Origin of the sequence: Hydrogenophaga electricum, assembly GCF_030160815.1 — a bacterium.
GTDB lineage: Bacteria > Pseudomonadota > Gammaproteobacteria > Burkholderiales > Burkholderiaceae_C > Hydrogenophaga > Hydrogenophaga electricum.
This window is the reverse complement of record NZ_BSPB01000003.1, coordinates 153,035-171,205: the sequence shown is the minus strand read 5'-3', so window position 1 is coordinate 171,205 and position 18,171 is coordinate 153,035. Positions and strand designations below refer to the sequence as shown.

Annotated in this window: 15 protein-coding genes; 7 read left to right on the top strand and 8 right to left on the bottom strand. The window is 68.3% G+C overall.

Annotation, left to right across the window (positions count from 1 at the left end; translation table 11 throughout):
* Positions 1-77: 77 nt before the first annotated feature.
* Genes QQK43_RS03445 through QQK43_RS03425 form a run of 5 tightly spaced genes read right to left on the bottom strand, consistent with a single transcriptional unit; the run spans position 78 to position 5,738 of the window.
* The gene (locus tag QQK43_RS03445; protein WP_284306691.1) at positions 78-662 is read right to left on the bottom strand and encodes a DUF2062 domain-containing protein; all 585 of its coding nucleotides are present in this window, start codon (positions 660-662) and stop codon (positions 78-80) included.
* A 51-nt stretch (positions 663-713) separates the two neighbouring features.
* Positions 714-1,844, bottom strand: a complete 1,131-nt coding sequence (gene mltB, locus QQK43_RS03440; RefSeq protein WP_370465209.1) for a lytic murein transglycosylase B — start codon at positions 1,842-1,844, stop codon at positions 714-716.
* Entirely contained in the window at positions 1,844-3,847 is a 2,004-nt protein-coding gene (locus QQK43_RS03435) for a transglutaminase TgpA family protein (RefSeq protein WP_284306690.1), read from the bottom strand. The genes mltB and QQK43_RS03435 overlap by 1 nt, the downstream gene beginning before the upstream one ends.
* The gene (locus QQK43_RS03430; protein ID WP_234263379.1) at positions 3,841-4,821 is read right to left on the bottom strand and encodes a DUF58 domain-containing protein; all 981 of its coding nucleotides are present in this window, start codon (positions 4,819-4,821) and stop codon (positions 3,841-3,843) included. Before QQK43_RS03430 ends, QQK43_RS03435 begins: the two co-directional genes overlap by 7 nt.
* Positions 4,818-5,738 carry an AAA family ATPase gene (locus tag QQK43_RS03425; protein WP_234263377.1) on the bottom strand — a complete coding sequence of 307 codons (921 nt, stop codon included), beginning with the start codon at positions 5,736-5,738 and terminating at the stop codon, positions 4,818-4,820. Before QQK43_RS03425 ends, QQK43_RS03430 begins: the two co-directional genes overlap by 4 nt.
* Positions 5,739-5,765: 27 nt before the next feature.
* Between QQK43_RS03425 and QQK43_RS03420 the strand changes: the two genes are divergently transcribed.
* From QQK43_RS03420 to QQK43_RS03410, 3 genes are read left to right on the top strand one after another with little or no spacing between them, the layout of a single operon-like run.
* Positions 5,766-6,719: a histone deacetylase family protein gene (locus QQK43_RS03420; protein ID WP_234263375.1), complete on the top strand. Its 954-nt coding sequence runs from the start codon at positions 5,766-5,768 to the stop codon at positions 6,717-6,719.
* A gap of 52 nt (positions 6,720-6,771) precedes the next feature.
* On the top strand, positions 6,772-7,551 hold the full coding sequence (locus QQK43_RS03415) for an enoyl-CoA hydratase (protein WP_234263374.1): 780 nt from the start codon (positions 6,772-6,774) through the stop codon (positions 7,549-7,551).
* Between the two features lie 8 nt (positions 7,552-7,559).
* Entirely contained in the window at positions 7,560-8,873 is a 1,314-nt protein-coding gene (locus QQK43_RS03410; protein ID WP_234263372.1) for a mechanosensitive ion channel family protein, read from the top strand.
* Positions 8,874-8,876: 3 nt separating this feature from the next.
* On the opposite strand, the gene QQK43_RS03405 is transcribed toward QQK43_RS03410, so the two are convergent.
* Positions 8,877-10,163, bottom strand: a complete 1,287-nt coding sequence (locus tag QQK43_RS03405) for a TRAP transporter large permease subunit (protein WP_284306689.1) — start codon at positions 10,161-10,163, stop codon at positions 8,877-8,879.
* A complete protein-coding gene (locus tag QQK43_RS03400; protein ID WP_284306688.1) occupies positions 10,160-10,648 on the bottom strand; it encodes a TRAP transporter small permease in 489 nt (162 codons plus the stop codon). Before QQK43_RS03400 ends, QQK43_RS03405 begins: the two co-directional genes overlap by 4 nt.
* Positions 10,649-10,978: 330 nt before the next feature.
* Here QQK43_RS03400 and QQK43_RS03395 point away from each other — a divergent pair, with 330 nt between their 5' ends.
* The 4 genes from QQK43_RS03395 (at position 10,979) to QQK43_RS03380 (ending at position 15,801) form a co-directional block, all read left to right on the top strand.
* The gene (locus QQK43_RS03395; RefSeq protein ID WP_234263369.1) at positions 10,979-11,734 is read left to right on the top strand and encodes an electron transfer flavoprotein subunit beta/FixA family protein; all 756 of its coding nucleotides are present in this window, start codon (positions 10,979-10,981) and stop codon (positions 11,732-11,734) included.
* Positions 11,735-11,861: 127 nt separating this feature from the next.
* Positions 11,862-12,791 carry an electron transfer flavoprotein subunit alpha/FixB family protein gene (locus tag QQK43_RS03390; protein ID WP_284306687.1) on the top strand — a complete coding sequence of 310 codons (930 nt, stop codon included), beginning with the start codon at positions 11,862-11,864 and terminating at the stop codon, positions 12,789-12,791.
* 136 nt (positions 12,792-12,927) lie between these two features.
* A complete protein-coding gene (locus QQK43_RS03385; RefSeq protein ID WP_284306686.1) occupies positions 12,928-14,718 on the top strand; it encodes an acyl-CoA dehydrogenase in 1,791 nt (596 codons plus the stop codon).
* A 102-nt stretch (positions 14,719-14,820) separates the two neighbouring features.
* Positions 14,821-15,801 carry an NAD(P)H-dependent flavin oxidoreductase gene (locus QQK43_RS03380; protein WP_234263364.1) on the top strand — a complete coding sequence of 327 codons (981 nt, stop codon included), beginning with the start codon at positions 14,821-14,823 and terminating at the stop codon, positions 15,799-15,801.
* Positions 15,802-15,863: 62 nt separating this feature from the next.
* Here the strand turns inward: QQK43_RS03380 and QQK43_RS03375 are convergent, their stop codons facing one another.
* Positions 15,864-18,152, bottom strand: coding sequence for a penicillin-binding protein 1A (locus QQK43_RS03375; protein ID WP_284306685.1), 2,289 nt, complete (start codon positions 18,150-18,152; stop codon positions 15,864-15,866).
* Positions 18,153-18,171: the final 19 nt, after the last annotated feature.

The following is an 18,171-nucleotide window of genomic DNA, read 5'->3' as shown; positions in this document are numbered from 1 at the left end:
CGCCGGGCGCCGATCGTCCGCGAATGCCACCGGGGCCCCTTGAGGGCCCCGGTGCTTTTGGGCGGGCAACGAGGGGGTCAGGCTTTGGCCGTGCCCAGGCGGGCCGAGACGCGGGCATGGCGCTGGCGGCGCACGCGCCAGGCGAGTACGGCGCTGCTGAGCCAGTACGTGAGCAGCCCGCAGGCACAGGCCAGCACCGCCAGCCCCAGGACCAGCGGTTTGCCCACCGTGGAGGCGTAGTCGACCACGGCGCCCAGGGCCGACAGCCATCCGGTGCCGGACGGGTCGGCCGCTTCCAGCGGCACATCCATGGGCGGAATCTCGTCGTCGGCGTGGGCCGGATCGCCCAGCATCCAGCGGCCAAGGCGGTAGGCGGCGTAATAAATGGGGCCGAAGGTGACCGGGTTGGTCACCAGGGTGCTGGCCATGGCGGCGGGCAGGTTGGCGCGCAGGACGATCGCCGCGGCGGCGGAGCAGGGAATCTGCGCCAGGGGGATCAGCAGGCCGAAGAACACGCCGAGCGCCAGGCCGATGGAGGTGCCCCGGCGGCTGAATCGCCACAGGCGGGGCTGCAGCAGGGCGGGGCCCATCCAGCGCAGCCAGCGGTTGTGCTGGAGCTGTTCAGGTCGGGGCAGAAGGCGCTTGAGTCGGTCCATCAACATGGCGCAGAAAGTTCGGCTTGAAGCTATGGAGTCGCGGAGCCGGCGCCAGGTTCACGGCGGCGGCAGCGACGCTTCGATCGCCTGCCCCAGCTCGATCACGGCCAGCGCGTAGTAGCTGCTCCAGTTGTAGCGGGTGACGACGTAGAAATTCTCGGTGCCGGCCACGTAGCTGCGTGGGGCTTGGCCATTCTCCAGTTCCACCAGCGCCAGCTTGCCGGTGTGGCGGGCCGCGCCGACGTCGACCAGCGCGCCCTTGGCCGCGAAGCTGTCGAGGCTGAAGCTGGGCAGGATGTCGGGAGCAAGCAGGGTGGACAGGTCCAGCCGGCTGTCGTCGAAACGCACCGGGTAGTGCGTGGGCAGGCCGGGCTGCCAGCCAAAGGCCTGGAAGTAGTGGGCCACCGAGCCGATCACGTCCGCCGGGCTGTTGAACAGATCGATGCGGCCATCGCCGTCGAAGTCGATGGCGTAGCGCGCCCAGCTGCTGGGCATGAACTGCGGCCAGCCCATGGCCCCTGCGTAGCTGCCGAGCAGGGCTTGCGGGTCCATGCCCGTGCGCTGGGTCAGACTCAGGAACTGTTCCAGCTCGCTGCGGAAGAACTCGGTCCGCGCCGCAGCGCGCGGGTGCTGGGGCGGGAAGTCGAAGGCCAGGGTGGTGAGCGCGTCGATCACGCGGAAGGTGCCGGTGTGCTGGCCGTAGAGCGATTCGACACCGATCACGCCGACGATCAGGCTGGCGGGCACGCCATAGGTCTGCTCGGCCCGTGCCAGGGTTTCGCGGTGAGCGAGCCAGAAGGCCTGGCCCGCGCGCAGGCGCACCGGTTCGATGAAGCGCGCCCGGTAGGCGGCCCAGTTCTTGGGCGTGCCGCCGGGCGCCGGCTGCACCAGGCGGATCGCACCGGGCAGGCGCTGCGCGGCGCCGATCTGCGCCCGCACCCAGGCGGGGTCGAGGCCGCGGCGCTGGGCCAGGTCGTCCGCGAAGGCCATGGCGGCTTCGTGGTGGTCGTAGGTGAAGGTCGCGGCGGGTGCGGCCACCGGTGTCTTGCCGGCGCTGCCGCGCGGCGTCTGCGCCTGCGCCTGCGCCTGCGAAGTTTGACCGGTGAGCGTCAGCAGCAGGGCCAGCAGGCCGGCCTGGGCCGGTCGCCAGGCGGGAAAGGGGGGCAGGGAAGCGGACAGGGTTGGCATCAGTCGGGGGCCCGGGAAGGCCAGACGATCTGGCGGTAGGCCTGGCGCAGTGTACCGAGCGAGTCCGCGCTCTGCGGGGCATAGCGCAAGGCCTCCAGGCGCATCAGCCATTGCGTCACGCTGCGGCTGAAATCGGTGTCGCCAAAATGCCGCGCCACCAGCTGGGCGATGGTGCGCGGGGGCATGTGGTCGGCCGTTTCCAGCCCCAGCCGCTGCAGGCGCTGGCGCAGTTGGCGCAGCAGGCGCAGCCAGGGGTCATGCTGCTGGCGTTCCCAGAGCTGCCAGCCGGCGCCGGCCAGCGACACCAGCACCAGCAGGCCGGCGAGCACCGTCACGAGATCCTGCCAGTTCGGGGTCTTGAAGCCGAGCTGGCGCAGCAGGTCGAGCTGGCGGCCCTGGGTGTAGTTGAGCACCCACTGGTTCCAGCGGTTGTTGACCGCTTCCCACATGTTGCGCCACTGGGCGGCCAGGGTGGGGTTGAGACTGCGCAGCGCGCCAGTGAAGGCGTTTTCGGGGGCCAGCAGGCGGTCGAAGCTGCCGGTGCGACCGGGCGCGACCGCGCTGGTCGGGTCCACGCGCACCCAGCCGCGGCCGGATTCCCAGACCTCGGCCCAGGCATGGGCATCGCGCTGGCGCACCGTGAAGTAGCCGTCCACGGTGTTGATCTCGCCGCCCTGGTAGCCCGTGACGATGCGGGCCGGAATGTCCAGCGCGCGCATCAGGATCACGAAGCTGGAGGCGATGTGCTCGCAGAAGCCGGCCTTGCGGTCGAACCAGAATTCATCGGCCGTGTGGGTGCCGTAAACCCCCGGTTCCAGGGTGTAGGTGTAGCCGCCCGTGCGCAGGTGGTCCATCACGGCGGCCACGGCGCGGCGGCTGAAGTCGGGGCCCTTGCCCACTTGTTCGCGCAGCGTCTGGGCCCAGGCCAGGGTGCGCGGGTTGTAGCCGGGAGGCAGCTCGACAAAGGCTTGCAGCCCTAAGCTGGCCTGCAGGGGGCCGTGGCGGAAATCGGGGTAGCTTTCTGCCCGGTAGCGCAGCCGTTCCATGATGGGGCGTTCGGTGACCCATTGCAGGCTGTGCAGCATGCGGGCCTGGTCGCCTTCCAGGGTGGGGGCTTCGGGCGTGGCCTCCAGCACGAACAGCCAGGGGCGCTGGTGGGGTTCGAGCGTCACCTCGTAACGCACGGGCGGGCCGCTGACCTGCAGATCGGCGGCGGCCGGGGTTCGGGCCGGGAAGGGCATGCGCAGCGCGCGCCAGCGTTGGCCGTCGAAGTCGCTGAGCACCGGGCCGCGGAAATAGAGCGCCTGCTGGGGGGGCGGCCGGCCGTCAAAGCGGATGCGGAAGGCGATGTCGTCGTTGAGCGCCAGGCTGGCGACCTCGCCGACCCGCATCTCGCCCGACAGGCCGCTGCGCCCCGTCATGGCGTCGTTCGGCATGCCCCAGAGTGGTGCCATGCGCGGAAACAGCAGGAACAGCACGAGCATGATCGGGGCGCCGAGCAGCGCCATGCCGCCGGCCGTGCGGGCCGATTGCCACAGCGGCGGACGGCCCACCGGCAGGTGCGCATTGACCAGGGCCGTCAGCAGACCGAGCAGGGCGATGAGGATGCCTGCCGCTGTGAGCAACGACTGCGAGTAGAAGAAGTGCGTCAGCAGCGTGAAGAAGCCCAGGAAGAAGACGACGAAGGCGTCGCGGCGGGCGCGCAGTTCCAGCGTCTTGAGCGCCAGCAGGGTCACGATCAGCGTGACGCCGGCATCGCGCCCCAGAAGTGTGCGGTGCGTCCACCAGGTCGCGCCCAGAATCAGTGCGAGCAACAAGACGCGCCAGGTCCAGCGTGGCAGGGGGCGCTGGTACCAGGTCAGTACCGCGCGCCAGACCAGCACGCCGGCGGCAATGGTGGAGGTCCACCAGGGCAGGTGGGGCACCTGCATGAGAACGATCCAGCCGATGACGGCCAGGATGAAAAGCGTATCCCGGGTGTCGCGGGGAAGCAGTTTCAGCACAGCGCCAGCGCCTCCAGGCAACGGTTGCGGTGGGGGGTGCCCTGGCCTGGGGGGATTTCCCGGCCGGGGATGCGCAGGCCGTAGTCCAGCCCCAGGCGGTCGGCCAGCAGCACCCAGGCGGTCAGGCGCGAGAGGCGGGCTTCGAGACCGGCCGCGCCGCACTGCTCGCTGTCCAGCCACAGCTGGTGCTGCTGGCTGGTCTGGGCGTCGCGGCTGACGAGGTCGTTGCGGCCGGCCGCAAACGACTGGGCGGCTTTTTTCCAGACCACGGTTTTCAGCGGGTCGCCACGCCGGTAGGCCCGCACGCCGTCGAATTCGCCGGCCGGCTGGGCGTGGGTGCTGCCACTCTGGCCGGGCTGGGGCAGGCTGGGTGGCAATGGCGGGGGATGGGCTTCGGGCGCCGGGTAGACGAGCACGGGCGACGCCGGCCGCCAGACCGTCCAGACGCGGAAAGTGCCGAGGGGAAACAGGGTGATCGCGGTCAGGGCCGGCAGCGGCTGCCAGCCGCGTGCGGGGGTGGGCCAGGCCACCTGGAGCTGGGCGCTGCCCTGGGCCGGCACGTCGATCCAGGCCCAATGGTCGCGGGTGGCGTCGTCGCTCACGCCCAGCGCGATGCCGGGGCGCGGGCTGCGGCGGTCGTTGGTCAGGCGGATGTCCAGCAGCGCCGCCTGGCCGGCGTGCACCGCGGCGGGCGGTTGCAGGTGCAGGGTCAGTCCGCGCAGGTTGCTGTGGGTCACGTGCATGGCGACGGCGGCGCAGCCGGCCAGCAGGAAGGTCAGCAGGTAGCCCAGGTTGAGCTGGTAGTTGATGCTGCCGATCAGCAGCAGCACCAGCGTCAGGGCCAGCATGCCGCCGGCCCGGGTGGGCAGGATGTAGACCTTGCGCTGCGTCAGCGTCAGCGTGTCGGTACGCGGCAGGCGTTCGTGGAACCAGGCGCGCAGGCGCGCCCGCCAGGCAGGCCGGGGCAGCTTCACGGCAGGGGGACCGCCTCGATCATGGCACGCACCTGTTCGAGGGCGCCGCGCCCGGCGTCGCTGACCGGCACCAGCCGGTGCGCCGTGGTCTGCGGCAGGATGGCCGCGATGTCGTCGGGGGCCACATAGTCGCGCCCTTGCAGGAAGGCCTGCGCCTTGGCGGCCCGCATCACGGCGAGTGCCGCCCGCGGCGACAGACCCTGGACGAACCAGCGGCCGCTGCGGGTGGCGTTGACCAGATCCTGCAGGTAATCCAGCACCGGATCGGCCGCGTGCACCGCCAGCACCTGCTGCTGCAGCCGGGCCAGCTCCGCCGGGGTCAGCACGGGCGGTAGGCGGTTCAGCAGTTCGCGCCGGTCTTCGCCCCTGAGCAAGGCCCGTTCGGCGGCGCGATCGGGATAGCCCAGCGACAGCCGCATGTGGAAGCGGTCGAGCTGCGATTCGGGCAGGGCGTAGGTGCCCAGCTGATCCTGCGGGTTCTGCGTGGCGATGACGAAAAACGGCTCGGGCAGCGGGCGCGTTTCGCCTTCCACCGTCACCTGCTTTTCTTCCATGGCTTCGAGCAGCGCGCTCTGGGTCTTGGGGCTGGCGCGGTTGATCTCGTCGGCCAGCAGCACCTGGGCGAACACTGGCCCCGGATGAAAGACAAAACCTTCGCGTCCGCGTTCGTAGATCGACAGGCCCACCAGGTCGGCCGGCATCAGGTCGGCGGTGAACTGCACCCGGGCAAACTGCAGGCCGAAGCTGCGCGCCAGGGCATGCGCCAGGGTGGTTTTGCCCACGCCGGGCACGTCTTCGATCAGCAGGTGGCCGCCCGCCAGCAGGCAGGCCACACAGTCGGCCACCTGCGCTGTTTTGCCCACAATCACCGTGTTAAGCTGGCTCAGGAGATTGCGGATGTTGTCGTTGGCGGTCATGGCTGCCAACCTTACCTGAAAACGACCATGGGACAAGCAACGGGCTACTACACCCACAAGGATTGCTGGCGTCATGAGATGGGGGCCGGTCACCCGGAATGCCCCCAGCGGCTGGACGCCATCGAAGACCGCATCCTCATCACCGGGCTGGACGCCGCGCTGGAGCGCCGTGAGGCCACGCCAGCGCCGCTGGCCGACCTGGAACTGGCGCACGGGCGCATGCATCTGGCGGCCTTGCGCGGGTTGTGTGAAGCGTTGAAGGCGGACATCAATGCCGGGGGGCCTCCGCATGCGCACATCGATACCGACACCTCGGTCAACGTGCATTCCTGGAACGCCATCCTGGCGTCAGCGGGTGCCGCCATCGATGCCACCGACGCGGTGATCGCCGGCGAACTGGCCAACGCCTTCTGCGCCGTCCGGCCGCCCGGCCACCATGCCATGCGCGACAAGGCGATGGGCTTCTGCTTCGTCAACAACGTGGCGGTGGCGGCCAAGTACGCGCTGGAGCGGCACGGCCTCAAGCGCGTGGCCATCATCGACTTCGATGTGCACCATGGCAACGGCACCGAAGACATCGTGGCCGGCGACGATCGCATCCTCATGTGCAGCTTCTACCAGCACCCGTTCTACCCGGAATGCGAGCACTCGAACGCGCCCAACCTGGTGAACCTGCCGGTGCCGGCCTACACCCGGGGCATGGAGATCCGGGAGCTGATCGACATGATGTGGTTGTCGCGCCTGGATGCCCACCGGCCCCAGATGCTGTTCATCAGCGCGGGCTTCGACGCGCACCGCGAAGACGACATGGGCCAACTGGGCCTGGTCGAGAACGACTACATCTGGATCACCGAGCGGCTGATGGAGGTGGCGCGCCGCCATGCCGGAGGGCGCATCGTCAGTTGCCTGGAGGGTGGCTATTCGCTGAGCGCGCTGGCGCGCAGCGTCGAGGCCCACCTGCGGGTGCTGGCCGGAGTCTGAGCGCCGGCGGGCATCGGGCGCCGTTTCTCTGTCTGCCGTGGAAACCGAACGCATGAACGACGACATCCTGCTGCACACCCGCGATTCGCGGGGCGTGCACACCCTGACCCTGAACAACCCGCGTGCCTTCAACGCCCTGTCCGAGGCCATGATGGCAGCGCTGCAGCGGGCGCTGGACGCGGTGGCGGCCGATCCGCAGGCGCGGGCCGTGGTACTGGCCGCCAGTGGCCGTGCTTTCTGTGCCGGGCACGACCTCAAGGAGATGCGGGCTCGGCCCGAACTGGCCTATTACCAAGCCCTGTTTGCCACCTGTTCGCGCCTGATGCTGACGATCCGCAAGCTGGAAGTGCCCGTGATCGCGCAGGTCCATGCGCTGGCCACCGCGGCCGGCTGCCAACTGGTGGCGCAATGCGATCTCGCGGTCGCGGCCGATGGTGCCACGTTTGGCGTGAACGGCATCGACGTGGGCCTGTTCTGCGCCACGCCCGGGGTGGCACTGTCGCGCAACATGGGCACCAAACAGGCGATGGAAATGCTGCTCACGGGCGACTTCATCAGTGCCGAGCAGGCCCGGGAGCGCGGCCTGGTCAACCGCGTGGTGGCGGCCGATGATCTGGCGGCGGAAGTGGAACGGCTGGTGGTCCGCCTGCTGGGCAAGCCGCGTGAGGCCCTGGCCATGGGCAAGGGGCTGTTCTACCGCCAGCTTGAAACCGGCCTGGAGTCGGCCTACCAACTCGCGGGTCAGACCATGGCCTGCAACATGATGCACGCCGTGGCGCAGGAAGGTGTGCAGGCCTTCATCGACAAGCGCGCGCCGGCCTGGAAATCCTGAGAACGCCCATGCCCATGACCGATTCGCCCATGCTGGCACCGCGCCCCATCGACGACCTGCAGGGCTGGTTGCTGGCCTTTGGACAACCCACGGTGCTGATCGAACTGGCTGCGCTGGCGGTTTGCGCGCTGCTTGCCTGGGGGCTCGCGCGCGTGCTGCGCGGCGCCCTGTCCGAGCGGGAAAGCCGCAATTCCGTGCTGTTCGGGCGCCGCATCGTGGACGGCGCGCTGTTCCCGATGCTCTGGCTGCTCTTCGGCTACATGGCCCGCGCGGCCCTCATCGCCCACCTGCCGCTGGCGGTGTTCCGGGTCGCGATGCCCGTGCTGGTTTCGCTGGTGATCATCCGCGTGGGGGTCAAGGTGCTGCAACTGGCCTATCCGGCCGCGCCCTGGGTGCGGGTGCTCGAGCGCACCCTGTCCTGGATGGCCTGGGGCTCGATGGTGCTCTGGGTCAGCGGGCTGTTGCCGCTGGTGCTGGAAGAAATGGAGCAGATCACCTGGAAGCTCGGCACCAGCACCATCAGTCTGCGAACCCTGGTGGAAGGGGTGGTGACCGCCAGCGGCGTGCTGATCCTGGCGCTGTGGCTGTCTTCGGTCATCGAGGCGCGGCTGCTGCGCACGGCGGTGGGTGGTGACCTCTCGCTGCGCAAGGCGCTGAGCAACGCGACGCGGGCGTTGCTGCTGTTCATGGGGCTGATCATTGCGTTGTCGGCGGTCGGTATCGATCTGACGGCGCTGTCGGTGTTCGGCGGGGCGCTGGGGGTCGGTATCGGCCTTGGGCTGCAGCGCTTGGCCGCCAACTACGTCAGCGGCTTCGTGATCCTGGCCGAGCGCAGCATGCGGATTGGCGACAACGTGCGGGTCAGCGATTTCGAAGGCCGTATCACCGACATCAAGACGCGCTACACCCTGGTGCGCTCCGGCTCGGGGCGCGAAGCCATCGTGCCGAACGAAATGCTGATCACCAACCGGGTCGAAAACCTCTCGCTGGCCGACCCGCGCGTGTGGCAGTCCACCGTGGTTTCGGTGGGCTACGACAGCGATGTCGACCTGGTGCGGCGCCTGCTGGTCGAGGCTGCGCTGAGCCAGCCGCGCGTGCTGCGCGACCCCGGGCCGAGCGCAGCGCTGTCGGCTTTCGGCGCCGATGGCCTGGAGTTCACGCTGGGGTACTGGATGGCCGACCCCGAAAACGGCCAGCTCGGCCTGCGCTCGGGCATCAACCTTGCCATCCTGGCCGCGTTCCGCGAACACGGCATCGACATTCCGTACCCGCAGCGCGTGGTGACGACCAAGGTGATTGACGCGCCGGCGCGACCTGGCTGAGCTTCACGCCCGCAGGGCTGGCAGGTACAGCGCGAGCCATGGGCAGGCCAGCAGCCAGAAACCCAGCAGGGCCAGGGACAGGGCAAAAGGCCGCAGGCCCTGTTGCAAGGCGACCTGGCTCATGCCCGGCCATCGGCGCTGCAGCACTGCCGGAACCGGGCGACCCGGCGAGAGGACCGAACCCAAGGCCACCCAGGTGGCGAACAGCACGCCCAGCCAGACCGGGTGAGCGCCGGCAGCGGTCATCGCAGGGACCAGCAGGCCCAGACCGGCCAGAGCTTCGGCCAGGGGATGGCGCAGCCAGCACAGGGCGAATGCGGTCAGCAAGGCCACCAGCAAGGCCGCCGCCGTCGGGCTGGCGGCTGCCGACACGGTGTCGGCCAGCCAGTCGGGCAGGCCGGTGGCGGCCAGAAACGCCATCAGCCACAGGCTGCCCACCGCGAAGGTGAAGAGCACGGCCGTGGTCTGCACGCTTTCCAGCAGGCACTCCATGAGCCCCCGCGGCGTCATGCGCCTCCGCCAGGAGGCCAGCAGCAGCGCTGCCGCCGCGCCCAGTGCCGCCGCTTCGACCGGGCTGAACGTGCGGCTGAGCAGGCCGCCCATGGGCAGCACGAGCAGGACCAGCGGCGTCAGCAATGACCGCATGGTCTGCGCCAACGTGGCCGGCAGGCCGGGCAGTGCTGGCCCAGCGGAAGGGTCGCGCCAGACGAGGATCACTACCGTGACACACAGGCCCGCCAGCGCCAGCAGGCCAGGCACGAGCGCCGCCGTGAACAGCGCGTAGGGGGATGTGCCGGTGACCAGGGCGTAAAGCAGCAGGGTCGATGAAGGCGGCCACAGGCTGGCGATGGCGCTGCCCGATGCCAGGGCGCCAGTGGCCAGGCTCTCGCGATAGCCCTCGGCCTGCATCCGGGGATAGGCGGTCGCCGAGGTGGCGAGGGCGGTGGTCATGGAAGACCCGCAGAGACCACCGAAAGCCCCCGAGGCGAGAACGCCGGCCAGGGCGAGGCCGCCGGGCCGGTGGCCCAGACGGCCAGCGATGGCGGCGTACAGGTCGTCGGCCAGTCCCGCTCGTTGACACAGATGTCCCATGAGGCTGAACAGCGCGATGGCGGCGATCAAGGGATTCAGTGACGTGCCCATCAGCACCAGACCGATCTGCTCCGGCAGCGCCCCGGGCGTGATCAGCGCCAGGCCTGCCACCCCGGTCATCACCATGGCCATGGCCACGGGCACCCCGCAGCGGCTGAGCAGCAGCAGGGTCAGCCATCCCGAGAGGGCGAGACTCATGGTGCAGGGCCGTTGGCCGCATCGGGCAACGGGCGCGCAGGGGGGCAGAACATCCGCACGGCGTGGACCCCGGCGGTCAGCAGCAGCCAGCCGGCCATGAACCGGGTCAGCGGTGTCAAGGCGAGCTGAAGAGGGAGCGCTGGTTCCATTGGCAAAGGGGTCTGGCGGACCAGGAGGACGGCCAGGGCCGCGAAGGTGACGGCGCTGGCGAGGTGGACCAGCCGGTCCATCACGGGGCGCAGCCAGATGGGCAGGCGGATGTGTGGGGCGGTGATGGGCTCACCATGCACCGACACCAGTGGCAAGGCCGAGAACACCACCAGCACCATCAGCAGGGCACCCAGTTCAGCGGCTCCCGGGAACGGTGCACCCAACCCCCTGCGCCCCGCTGCGTCGAACAGTGTCAGGCACAGGAAGGTGAACAGGGCGGTGGCGGACAACAGGCCGGATGACCAGCGCAGCCATCGGTCAAGGGGGTAGAGCATGGAGGGAGGGGTAGGAGGCGGAAGCCGGGCGGTGCAAGCAATCGGCGTACCGGATCAGAAGCGCCGTGACTGGCGCCAGACTTACGGACTCAGGGTGTGCCGGGTTATGCCGTCGAGGCGGCGCACTGGTCGGCCACTGAACGCAATCACGCGGGCCACTTGTCTCTTATAATCGGAAAAAAGCACGATCGTTCTATTTTCTCCCGCGAAAGTAGCCGGTTTCTCCGAGGTGCGGCAGTCGGTCCCCCTACAATCGGTGTTGACGCGCACGTCAATTCGCCGGTGCCACAGGCATCGCCACAACCAGTATCGAAACAGGAGCAAGTCAACATGAAGGTCATCGTCCCCGTCAAACGCGTGGTGGACTACAACGTGAAAGTGCGCGTCAAGAGTGACGGCAGCGGCGTGGACATCGCCAACGTGAAGATGAGCATGAACCCGTTCGACGAGATCGCGGTGGAAGAGGCGGTGCGCCTGAAAGAAAAAGGCGTGGCCACGGAAGTGATCGCCGTCTCCTGCGGCGTGGCCCAGTGCCAGGAGACGCTGCGCACGGCCATGGCCATCGGTGCCGACCGCGCGATTCTGGTCGAGACCCCGGCCGAGCTTGACCTGCAACCCCTGGCGGTGGCCAAGCTGCTCAAGGCCCTGGTCGACAAGGAACAGCCCGGCCTGGTGATCCTGGGCAAGCAAGCCATTGACGACGACGCCAACCAGACCGGCCAGATGCTGGCGGCGCTGGCGGACCTGCCCCAGGCCACCTTCGCCTCCAAGGTCGAAGTCGCTGGCGACAAAGCCCAGGTCACGCGCGAAATCGACGGCGGCCTGGAAACCCTGGAAATCACGCTGCCGGCGGTGGTGACCACCGACCTGCGCCTGAACGAGCCGCGCTACGTGACGCTGCCCAACATCATGAAGGCCAAGAAGAAGCCCCTGGAGACGGTCAAACCCGAAGACCTGGGGGTGGACGTTGCTCCGCGCCTGAAGACCTTGAAGGTGACCGAACCCCCGAAGCGCGGCGCCGGCATCAAGGTGCCCGATGTCGCCACGCTGGTGGACAAGCTCAAGAACGAAGCGAAAGTGATCTGACCCCCCCGCGCCGCCTGCGGGGTCACCCCCCAGGGGGCGCGCCTGGTGACCCGGCGAAGCCGGCTCCACGGGCGCCTCGTCAAAGACCTTTTGCTCGATCCGTATCTGATTTCAAGGAATTCACGTCATGACCGCACTCGTCATTGCCGAACACGACAACCAAACGATCAAGGGCGCCACGCTCAACACCGTCACCGCCGCCGCGGCCTGTGGCGCTGAGGTGCACGTGCTGGTGGCCGGCGCCAACGCCGGTGCTGCCGCAGCACAAGCGGCCCAGATCGCCGGTGTCGCCAAAGTCATCCACGCCGACGGTGAAGGCTTCGCCCACGGCCTGGCCGAGAACGTCGCCGCCCAGGTGCTGGCCATCGCCGGTAACTACAGCCACATCCTGTTCCCGGCCACCGCCGGTGGCAAGAACGTGGCCCCGCGCGTGGCCGCCAAGCTCGACGTCGCCCAGATCAGCGACATCACCAAAGTCATCAGCGCCGACACCTTCGAGCGCCCGATCTACGCCGGCAACGCCATCGCCACCGTGCAAAGCAGCGACGCCACCAAGGTCATCACCGTGCGCACCACCGGCTTTGACGCCGCGGGCCAGGGTGGCAGTGCGGCGGTGGAAACCGTGGTGGCCGCCGCCGGCAACGGCAAGAGCAGCTACGTGGGCAGCGAGATCGCCAAGAGCGACCGGCCCGAGCTGACGGCGGCCAAGATCATCGTCAGCGGTGGCCGGGCCCTGGGCAGCAGCGAGAAGTTCCAGGAAGTGATGACGCCGCTGGCCGACAAGTTGGGCGCGGCCATCGGTGCCAGCCGTGCGGCGGTGGACGCGGGCTACGCGCCCAACGACCTGCAGGTGGGGCAGACGGGCAAGATCGTGGCGCCGCAGCTGTACATCGCTGCGGGCATCTCCGGGGCGATCCAGCATCTGGCCGGGATGAAGGATTCGAAGGTGATCGTGGCGATCAACAAGGACCCCGAAGCCCCGATCTTCAGCGTCGCCGACTACGGCCTGGAGGCAGACCTGTTTGCCGCCGTGCCGGAATTGGTCTCCAAACTCTAAGCATTCCCTTCAACCACAACGCTGGAGCCAAGGCCCCGATCCAGCGACAGCCACGGAACCGGCTTTGCCGGGCCGTTGGCTGTGCCCCCTAGAGGGGGTGACGCGCAAGCGGCGCGGGGGTGTTCCAGGAGACCTCATGAGCTACGTCGCCCCCCTCAAAGACATGCTGTTCAACATTCAGCATCTGGCCCGCATCGACCAGGTCGCGCAGTTGCCGGGCTTCGAGGAGGCCGGCCTGGAGACTGCCCAGGCGGTGCTGGAGGAGTGCGCCAAGCTCAATGAAGGGGTGATTGCGCCGCTGAACTTCGAAGGCGACAAGAACCCGTCGTTCTGGAAAGACGGCCAGGTCACGACGACGCCCGGTTTCAAGGCGGCCTACAAGCAGTACGCCGAGGGTGGCTGGCAGGGGCTGCAGCATCCGGTGGATTTTGGCGGCCAGGGGTTGCCCAAGACCATCGGTGCGGCTTGTGGCGAGATCCTCAACAGCGCCAACATGAGTTTCGCGCTGTGTCCGCTGCTGACCGATGGGGCCATCGAGGCCTTGCTCACCGCTGCCAGCGACGACCTCAAGGCGACCTACCTGGAAAAGCTGATCAGCGGCGAGTGGACCGGCACCATGAACCTGACCGAGCCGCAGGCCGGTTCGGACCTGGCGGCGGTGCGCACGCGCGCCGAGCCGCTGCCCGATGGCACCTACAAGATTTTCGGCACCAAGATCTTCATCACCTACGGTGAGCACGACATGGCCGACAACATCGTCCATCTGGTGCTGGCCCGGGTGCAGGGTGCGCCGGAGGGCGTGAAGGGCATCAGCCTGTTCGTGGTGCCCAAGTTCATGGTCAACGCCGATGGCTCGCTGGGCGCGCGCAACGACGTGCACTGCGTCTCGATCGAACACAAGATGGGCATCAAGGCCTCGCCTACCGCCGTGCTGCAGTACGGCGACCACGGCGGCGCTGTCGGCTATCTGGTTGGCGAAGAGAACCGTGGCCTCGAATACATGTTCATCATGATGAACGCGGCCCGCTACGCGGTGGGTGTGCAGGGCATCGCGATCTCCGAGCGTGCCTACCAGAAGGCCGTCGGCTATGCCAAGGATCGCGTGCAGAGCCGCCCGGTCGACGGCAGCTTCACCACCGCCGCGCCCATCATCCACCATGCGGACGTCAAACGCATGCTCATGACCATGCGCGCCGCCACCGAAGGTTGCCGTGCGATGGCCAGTGTGGCCGCAGCGGCCTACGATGCAGCGCACCACCACCCGGACGCCGGGGTGCGCAAACAGAATGCCACCTTCTACGAATTCCTGGTGCCGCTGGTCAAGGGCTACAGCACCGAAATGAGCCTGGAGGTCACCAGCCTGGGGGTGCAGGTGCACGGCGGCATGGGCTTCATCGAAGAGACGGGCGCCGCGCAGTATTACCGCGACGCCAAGATCCTGACCATCTACGAAGGCACGACCGCCATCCAGGCCAACGACCTGGTGGGCCGCAAGACCGCCCGCGACGGTGGTGCCACCGCCAAGGCCATTGCGGCACAGATCGAAAAGACCGAAGCCGAGCTGGCCGCGAACGGCAGCGCCGATGCGCTGGCCGTGGCCAAGCGCCTGAAAGCCGCGCGGCTCGCGTTCATCGATGTGGTGGACTTCATCGCCGCCAACACCAAGGCCAACCCCAACGCCGCCTTTGCCGGCAGCGTGCCTTACCTGCTGCTGGCCGGCAACCTCATGGCCGGCTGGCAACTGGCGCGCGCGCTGCTGGTGGCGCAAGCCCAGGCGGCAGCCGGCAACGATGCCGGCTTCATGCAGGCCAAGGTGATCACCGCCCGGTTTTATGCCGACCACATTCTCAGCCGCGCCCCGGGTGTGCGCGACGCGGTGGTCGAGGGCGCTGACGCCGCGACCGCTTTGGCGGCCGAAGCCTTCTAAGTTTTTGCTTGTGCTCTGTCACCACCGGCCTGTCCCCGCATCGACAGGCCGGCGGGTGGTGCTCGCCCAGAATCGATGGCAACTTTCAATCCAGGAGACGACATGACCCCCCGCCAACGCTACCTGCCCCCGGTGCTGCAGAACCTGCCGTTCCCGGTGATCGGCTCGCCGCTGTTCATCATCAGCAACCCCAAGTTGGTCATTGCCCAGTGCAAGGCCGGGGTGGTCGGCTCCATGCCCGCACTCAACGCGCGCCCGGCCTCGCAGTTGGACGAGTGGCTGGCCGAGATCACCGAAGCGCTGGCGGCGCACGACAAGGCGAACCCCGACAACAAGGCGGCCCCGTTCGCGATCAACCAGATCGTGCACAAGAGCAACGATCGCCTGGACCACGACATGGAACTGTGCGCCAAGTACAAGGTGCCGGTGATCATCACCAGTCTGGGGGCGCGCGAAGACGTGAACCAGGCTGTGCACGCCTGGGGTGGCGTGGTCATGCACGACGTGATCAACAACGTGTTCGCGCACAAGGCGATCGAGAAGGGCGCGGACGGCCTGATTCCGGTGGCTGCAGGCGCGGGAGGGCACGCCAGCGTCAAGAGCCCGTTCGCCATGATCCAGGAGATCCGCGAGTGGTTTGATGGGCCCGTGGCGCTGTCGGGCTCCATCGCATCGGGCGGTGCCATTCTGGCGGCGCAGGCCATGGGTGCCGACTTTGCCTACATCGGTTCGGCCTTCATCGCCACCGACGAGGCGCGTGCCGTGGATGGCTACAAACAGATGATCACCGAGTGCAACTCGGACGACATCGTCTACAGCAACTTCTACACCGGCGTGCATGGCAACTACCTCAAGGGCAGCATCCGCAATGCCGGCATGGACCCTGAAAACCTGCCTGAAAGCGACCCGAGCAAGATGAATTTCGCCACCGGCGAAGGCTCCAATTCGGCCAAGGCCTGGCGCGACATCTGGGGTTGTGGCCAGGGCATCGGCGCGATTCGCGAGGTGGTCCCTGCGGGGGATCTGGTGGCACGCTTCCGGCGCGAATATGCCGAAGCCAAGGCCCGGATCTGCGGGGCGTGAGAAGCGCGACCGGACGACTGGCAATCACACCCAAAAAGCCGACCTGAGGTCGGCTTTTTTTGTCAGGGCCGGAACCAGTCTTTCAGGTGGTCCAGCAGCGTCGGCGGCCCTGCGTACTGGGTGCCTCCGGCATCGGTGATGTCGGCCACCGCACCGCCCTGTTGCCATTCGGCATAGAGCCAGTCGGTTTCTGACCGGACCACCCCGGCCGGCGGAGCGGGCTCCGGGACCACCGGAACGCCCTTCAGTGCGGTGCCCATGTAGTCGAGCCAGATCGGCATCGCCAGACGGCCACCGGATTCGTGATCGCCCAGGCTGCGCGGTTTGTCGTAGCCCATCCAGACCACGGTGGCGAGCGACGGCTGGTAGCCGGCGAACCAGGCATCGACCACATCGTTGGTGGTGCCGGTCTTGCCGTGCAGGTCCGGCCGTTGCAGGGTGGCCTGGACGCGCGCGGCGGTGCCGACACGGGTCACATCGGCCAGCAGGCTGTTCATGACAAAGGCGTTGCGGGCCGGTATCGCGCGGGTCTCCTCGTTGAGGGCGGGCGGCGGCGGTGCTTCGAACAGCACCTTGCCCTGGGCGTCGGTGATTTTTTCCACCACCACGGGGTCGACCAGCCAGCCCCCGTTGGCGAACGTGGCATAGGCGCGCGTCAGCTGCATCGGCGTCACGAGGCCGGTGCCCAGGGCCAGCGTGAGGTTGTCCGGCTGGCGCGAGGCATCGATGCCAAAGCGGGTGACCCAATCGCGCGCGCGGTGCGTGCCGGTGTGCTGCAGCACGCGCACGCTCACCAGGTTGCTGGAGCGGGCCAGTGCCTCGCGCACCGAGATCGGACCGCCTGCCATGGTGCCTCCGGAATTGTTCGGGCTCCAGCCGTTCGCCGCGGTGAAGGGCAGGTCGTCGACCAGGGTGGCGGGCATGACGCGCTCTTCCAGTGCCGCCGAGTACAGGAGGGGTTTGAAGGCCGAGCCTGGCTGGCGCCAGCTCTGGGTCGCGTGGTTGAAGGGCTGGCGGCTGAAGTCGAATCCGCCGACCAGGGCACGCACGCGTCCGGTGCGGGTGTCCATCGCGACCAGGGCCGCTTCGGCTTCAGGCCATTGCGTCAGGCGCCAGGTCTTGCCCTCCTGCACGACCCGCACCACCGAGCCCCGGCGGATGCGCAAGGCCTCCTTGGCCTTGGCCCCGAGCCCGGCCTGGGCGGCGCGCAAGCCTTCGCCGGTGATGCGCAGTTGCTCGCCTGTGGCCAGTTGCACCTGGGCTTCGCGGGTCGATGCCGAGAGCACGATGGCCACGCGCAGCACTTCGTCGTCGCGGTGATCCTTGAGCGCCTCGGCCGCCGCGCGCTCCAGTTCGGCACCGCCGCCAGCCGCCAGGGTTTCCTGTGCCTCGGGGCCGCGCCAGGGTGCCCGGCGATCCTGGGCCAGGACGCCACGCTGTACCGCCGCATGCGCGGCGCGCTGATCCTCGGCGCGCAAGGCGGTGTAGACGCGGATGCCGCTGGAATAGGCTTCCGTGCCGAAGCGCTCGACCACCGTGCGGCGCGCCATCTCTGCCACGTGAGGGGCCTCGACACTGCGCTGGTTGCGTGGGCGAATCACCAGCTTTTCGGCTTTGGCGGCCGCCAGTTGGGCGTCGTCGATGACGCCGACGGTGCGCATGCGTTGCAGCACCACGCGCTGACGGGCCACGGCACGGTCGAAGTTGGCCACCGGGTTGGCGTAGTAGGGGTTCTGCGGCAGGCCGGCGAGCAAGGCGGTTTCGGCCAGCGACAACTGGTCGAGCGACTTGCCGAAATAGGTTTGTGCGGCAGCGGCAAACCCGTAGGCACGCTGTCCGAGGAAGATCTCGTTGAGATAGATCTCCAGGATGCGATCTTTGGACAGTTCGTCCTCGACCTGCAGTGCCAGCAGGATTTCCTTGGTCTTGCGCTCGATGCTGAATTCGTGCGTCAGCAGCATGGTGCGCACCAACTGCTGGGTGATCGTCGAAGCGCCCTGTCGCCGCCCGCCGGTCAGTGCGGCGACAACGGCCCGGGCAATGCCCTTCGGGTCGACCCCGCTGTGTTCGCGGAAGCGCGCGTCCTCGACCGCCAGGACCGCGTCCTGCAGGCGCTGGGGAATCCGGGTCAGCGGAACATAGATGCGGCGCTCGGTGCCGAACTGCGCGATTTCCTCACCATCGGCGGTGAGGACTTGCAGGGGCAGCTTGGGGGTGTAGTGGACGATGCGGTCGATCGGCGGCAGGTCCACCAGGGCCGCATGCGCAGGCACCGGGGACAGCGCCATGCCCGCAGCCCAGCCCGCTGGTAGCAGGGCGAGCAGCGCGCGTCGCGAGAGCTTGGAAGACATGGCCGGGATTGTCCGGTGC

Coding starts and splice junctions, on each gene's coding strand:
- QQK43_RS03445 (WP_284306691.1), bottom strand. CDS start 662: ATGTTGATGGACCGACTCAAGCGCCTTCTGCCCCGACCTGAACAGCTC.
- mltB (WP_370465209.1), bottom strand. CDS start 1,844: ATGCCAACCCTGTCCGCTTCCCTGCCCCCCTTTCCCGCCTGGCGACCG.
- QQK43_RS03425 (WP_234263377.1), bottom strand. CDS start 5,738: ATGACCGCCAACGACAACATCCGCAATCTCCTGAGCCAGCTTAACACG.
- QQK43_RS03420 (WP_234263375.1), top strand. CDS start 5,766: ATGGGACAAGCAACGGGCTACTACACCCACAAGGATTGCTGGCGTCAT.
- QQK43_RS03415 (WP_234263374.1), top strand. CDS start 6,772: ATGAACGACGACATCCTGCTGCACACCCGCGATTCGCGGGGCGTGCAC.
- QQK43_RS03410 (WP_234263372.1), top strand. CDS start 7,560: ATGCCCATGACCGATTCGCCCATGCTGGCACCGCGCCCCATCGACGAC.
- QQK43_RS03405 (WP_284306689.1), bottom strand. CDS start 10,163: ATGAGTCTCGCCCTCTCGGGATGGCTGACCCTGCTGCTGCTCAGCCGC.
- QQK43_RS03400 (WP_284306688.1), bottom strand. CDS start 10,648: ATGCTCTACCCCCTTGACCGATGGCTGCGCTGGTCATCCGGCCTGTTG.
- QQK43_RS03395 (WP_234263369.1), top strand. CDS start 10,979: ATGAAGGTCATCGTCCCCGTCAAACGCGTGGTGGACTACAACGTGAAA.
- QQK43_RS03390 (WP_284306687.1), top strand. CDS start 11,862: ATGACCGCACTCGTCATTGCCGAACACGACAACCAAACGATCAAGGGC.
- QQK43_RS03385 (WP_284306686.1), top strand. CDS start 12,928: ATGAGCTACGTCGCCCCCCTCAAAGACATGCTGTTCAACATTCAGCAT.
- QQK43_RS03380 (WP_234263364.1), top strand. CDS start 14,821: ATGACCCCCCGCCAACGCTACCTGCCCCCGGTGCTGCAGAACCTGCCG.
- QQK43_RS03375 (WP_284306685.1), bottom strand. CDS start 18,152: ATGTCTTCCAAGCTCTCGCGACGCGCGCTGCTCGCCCTGCTACCAGCG.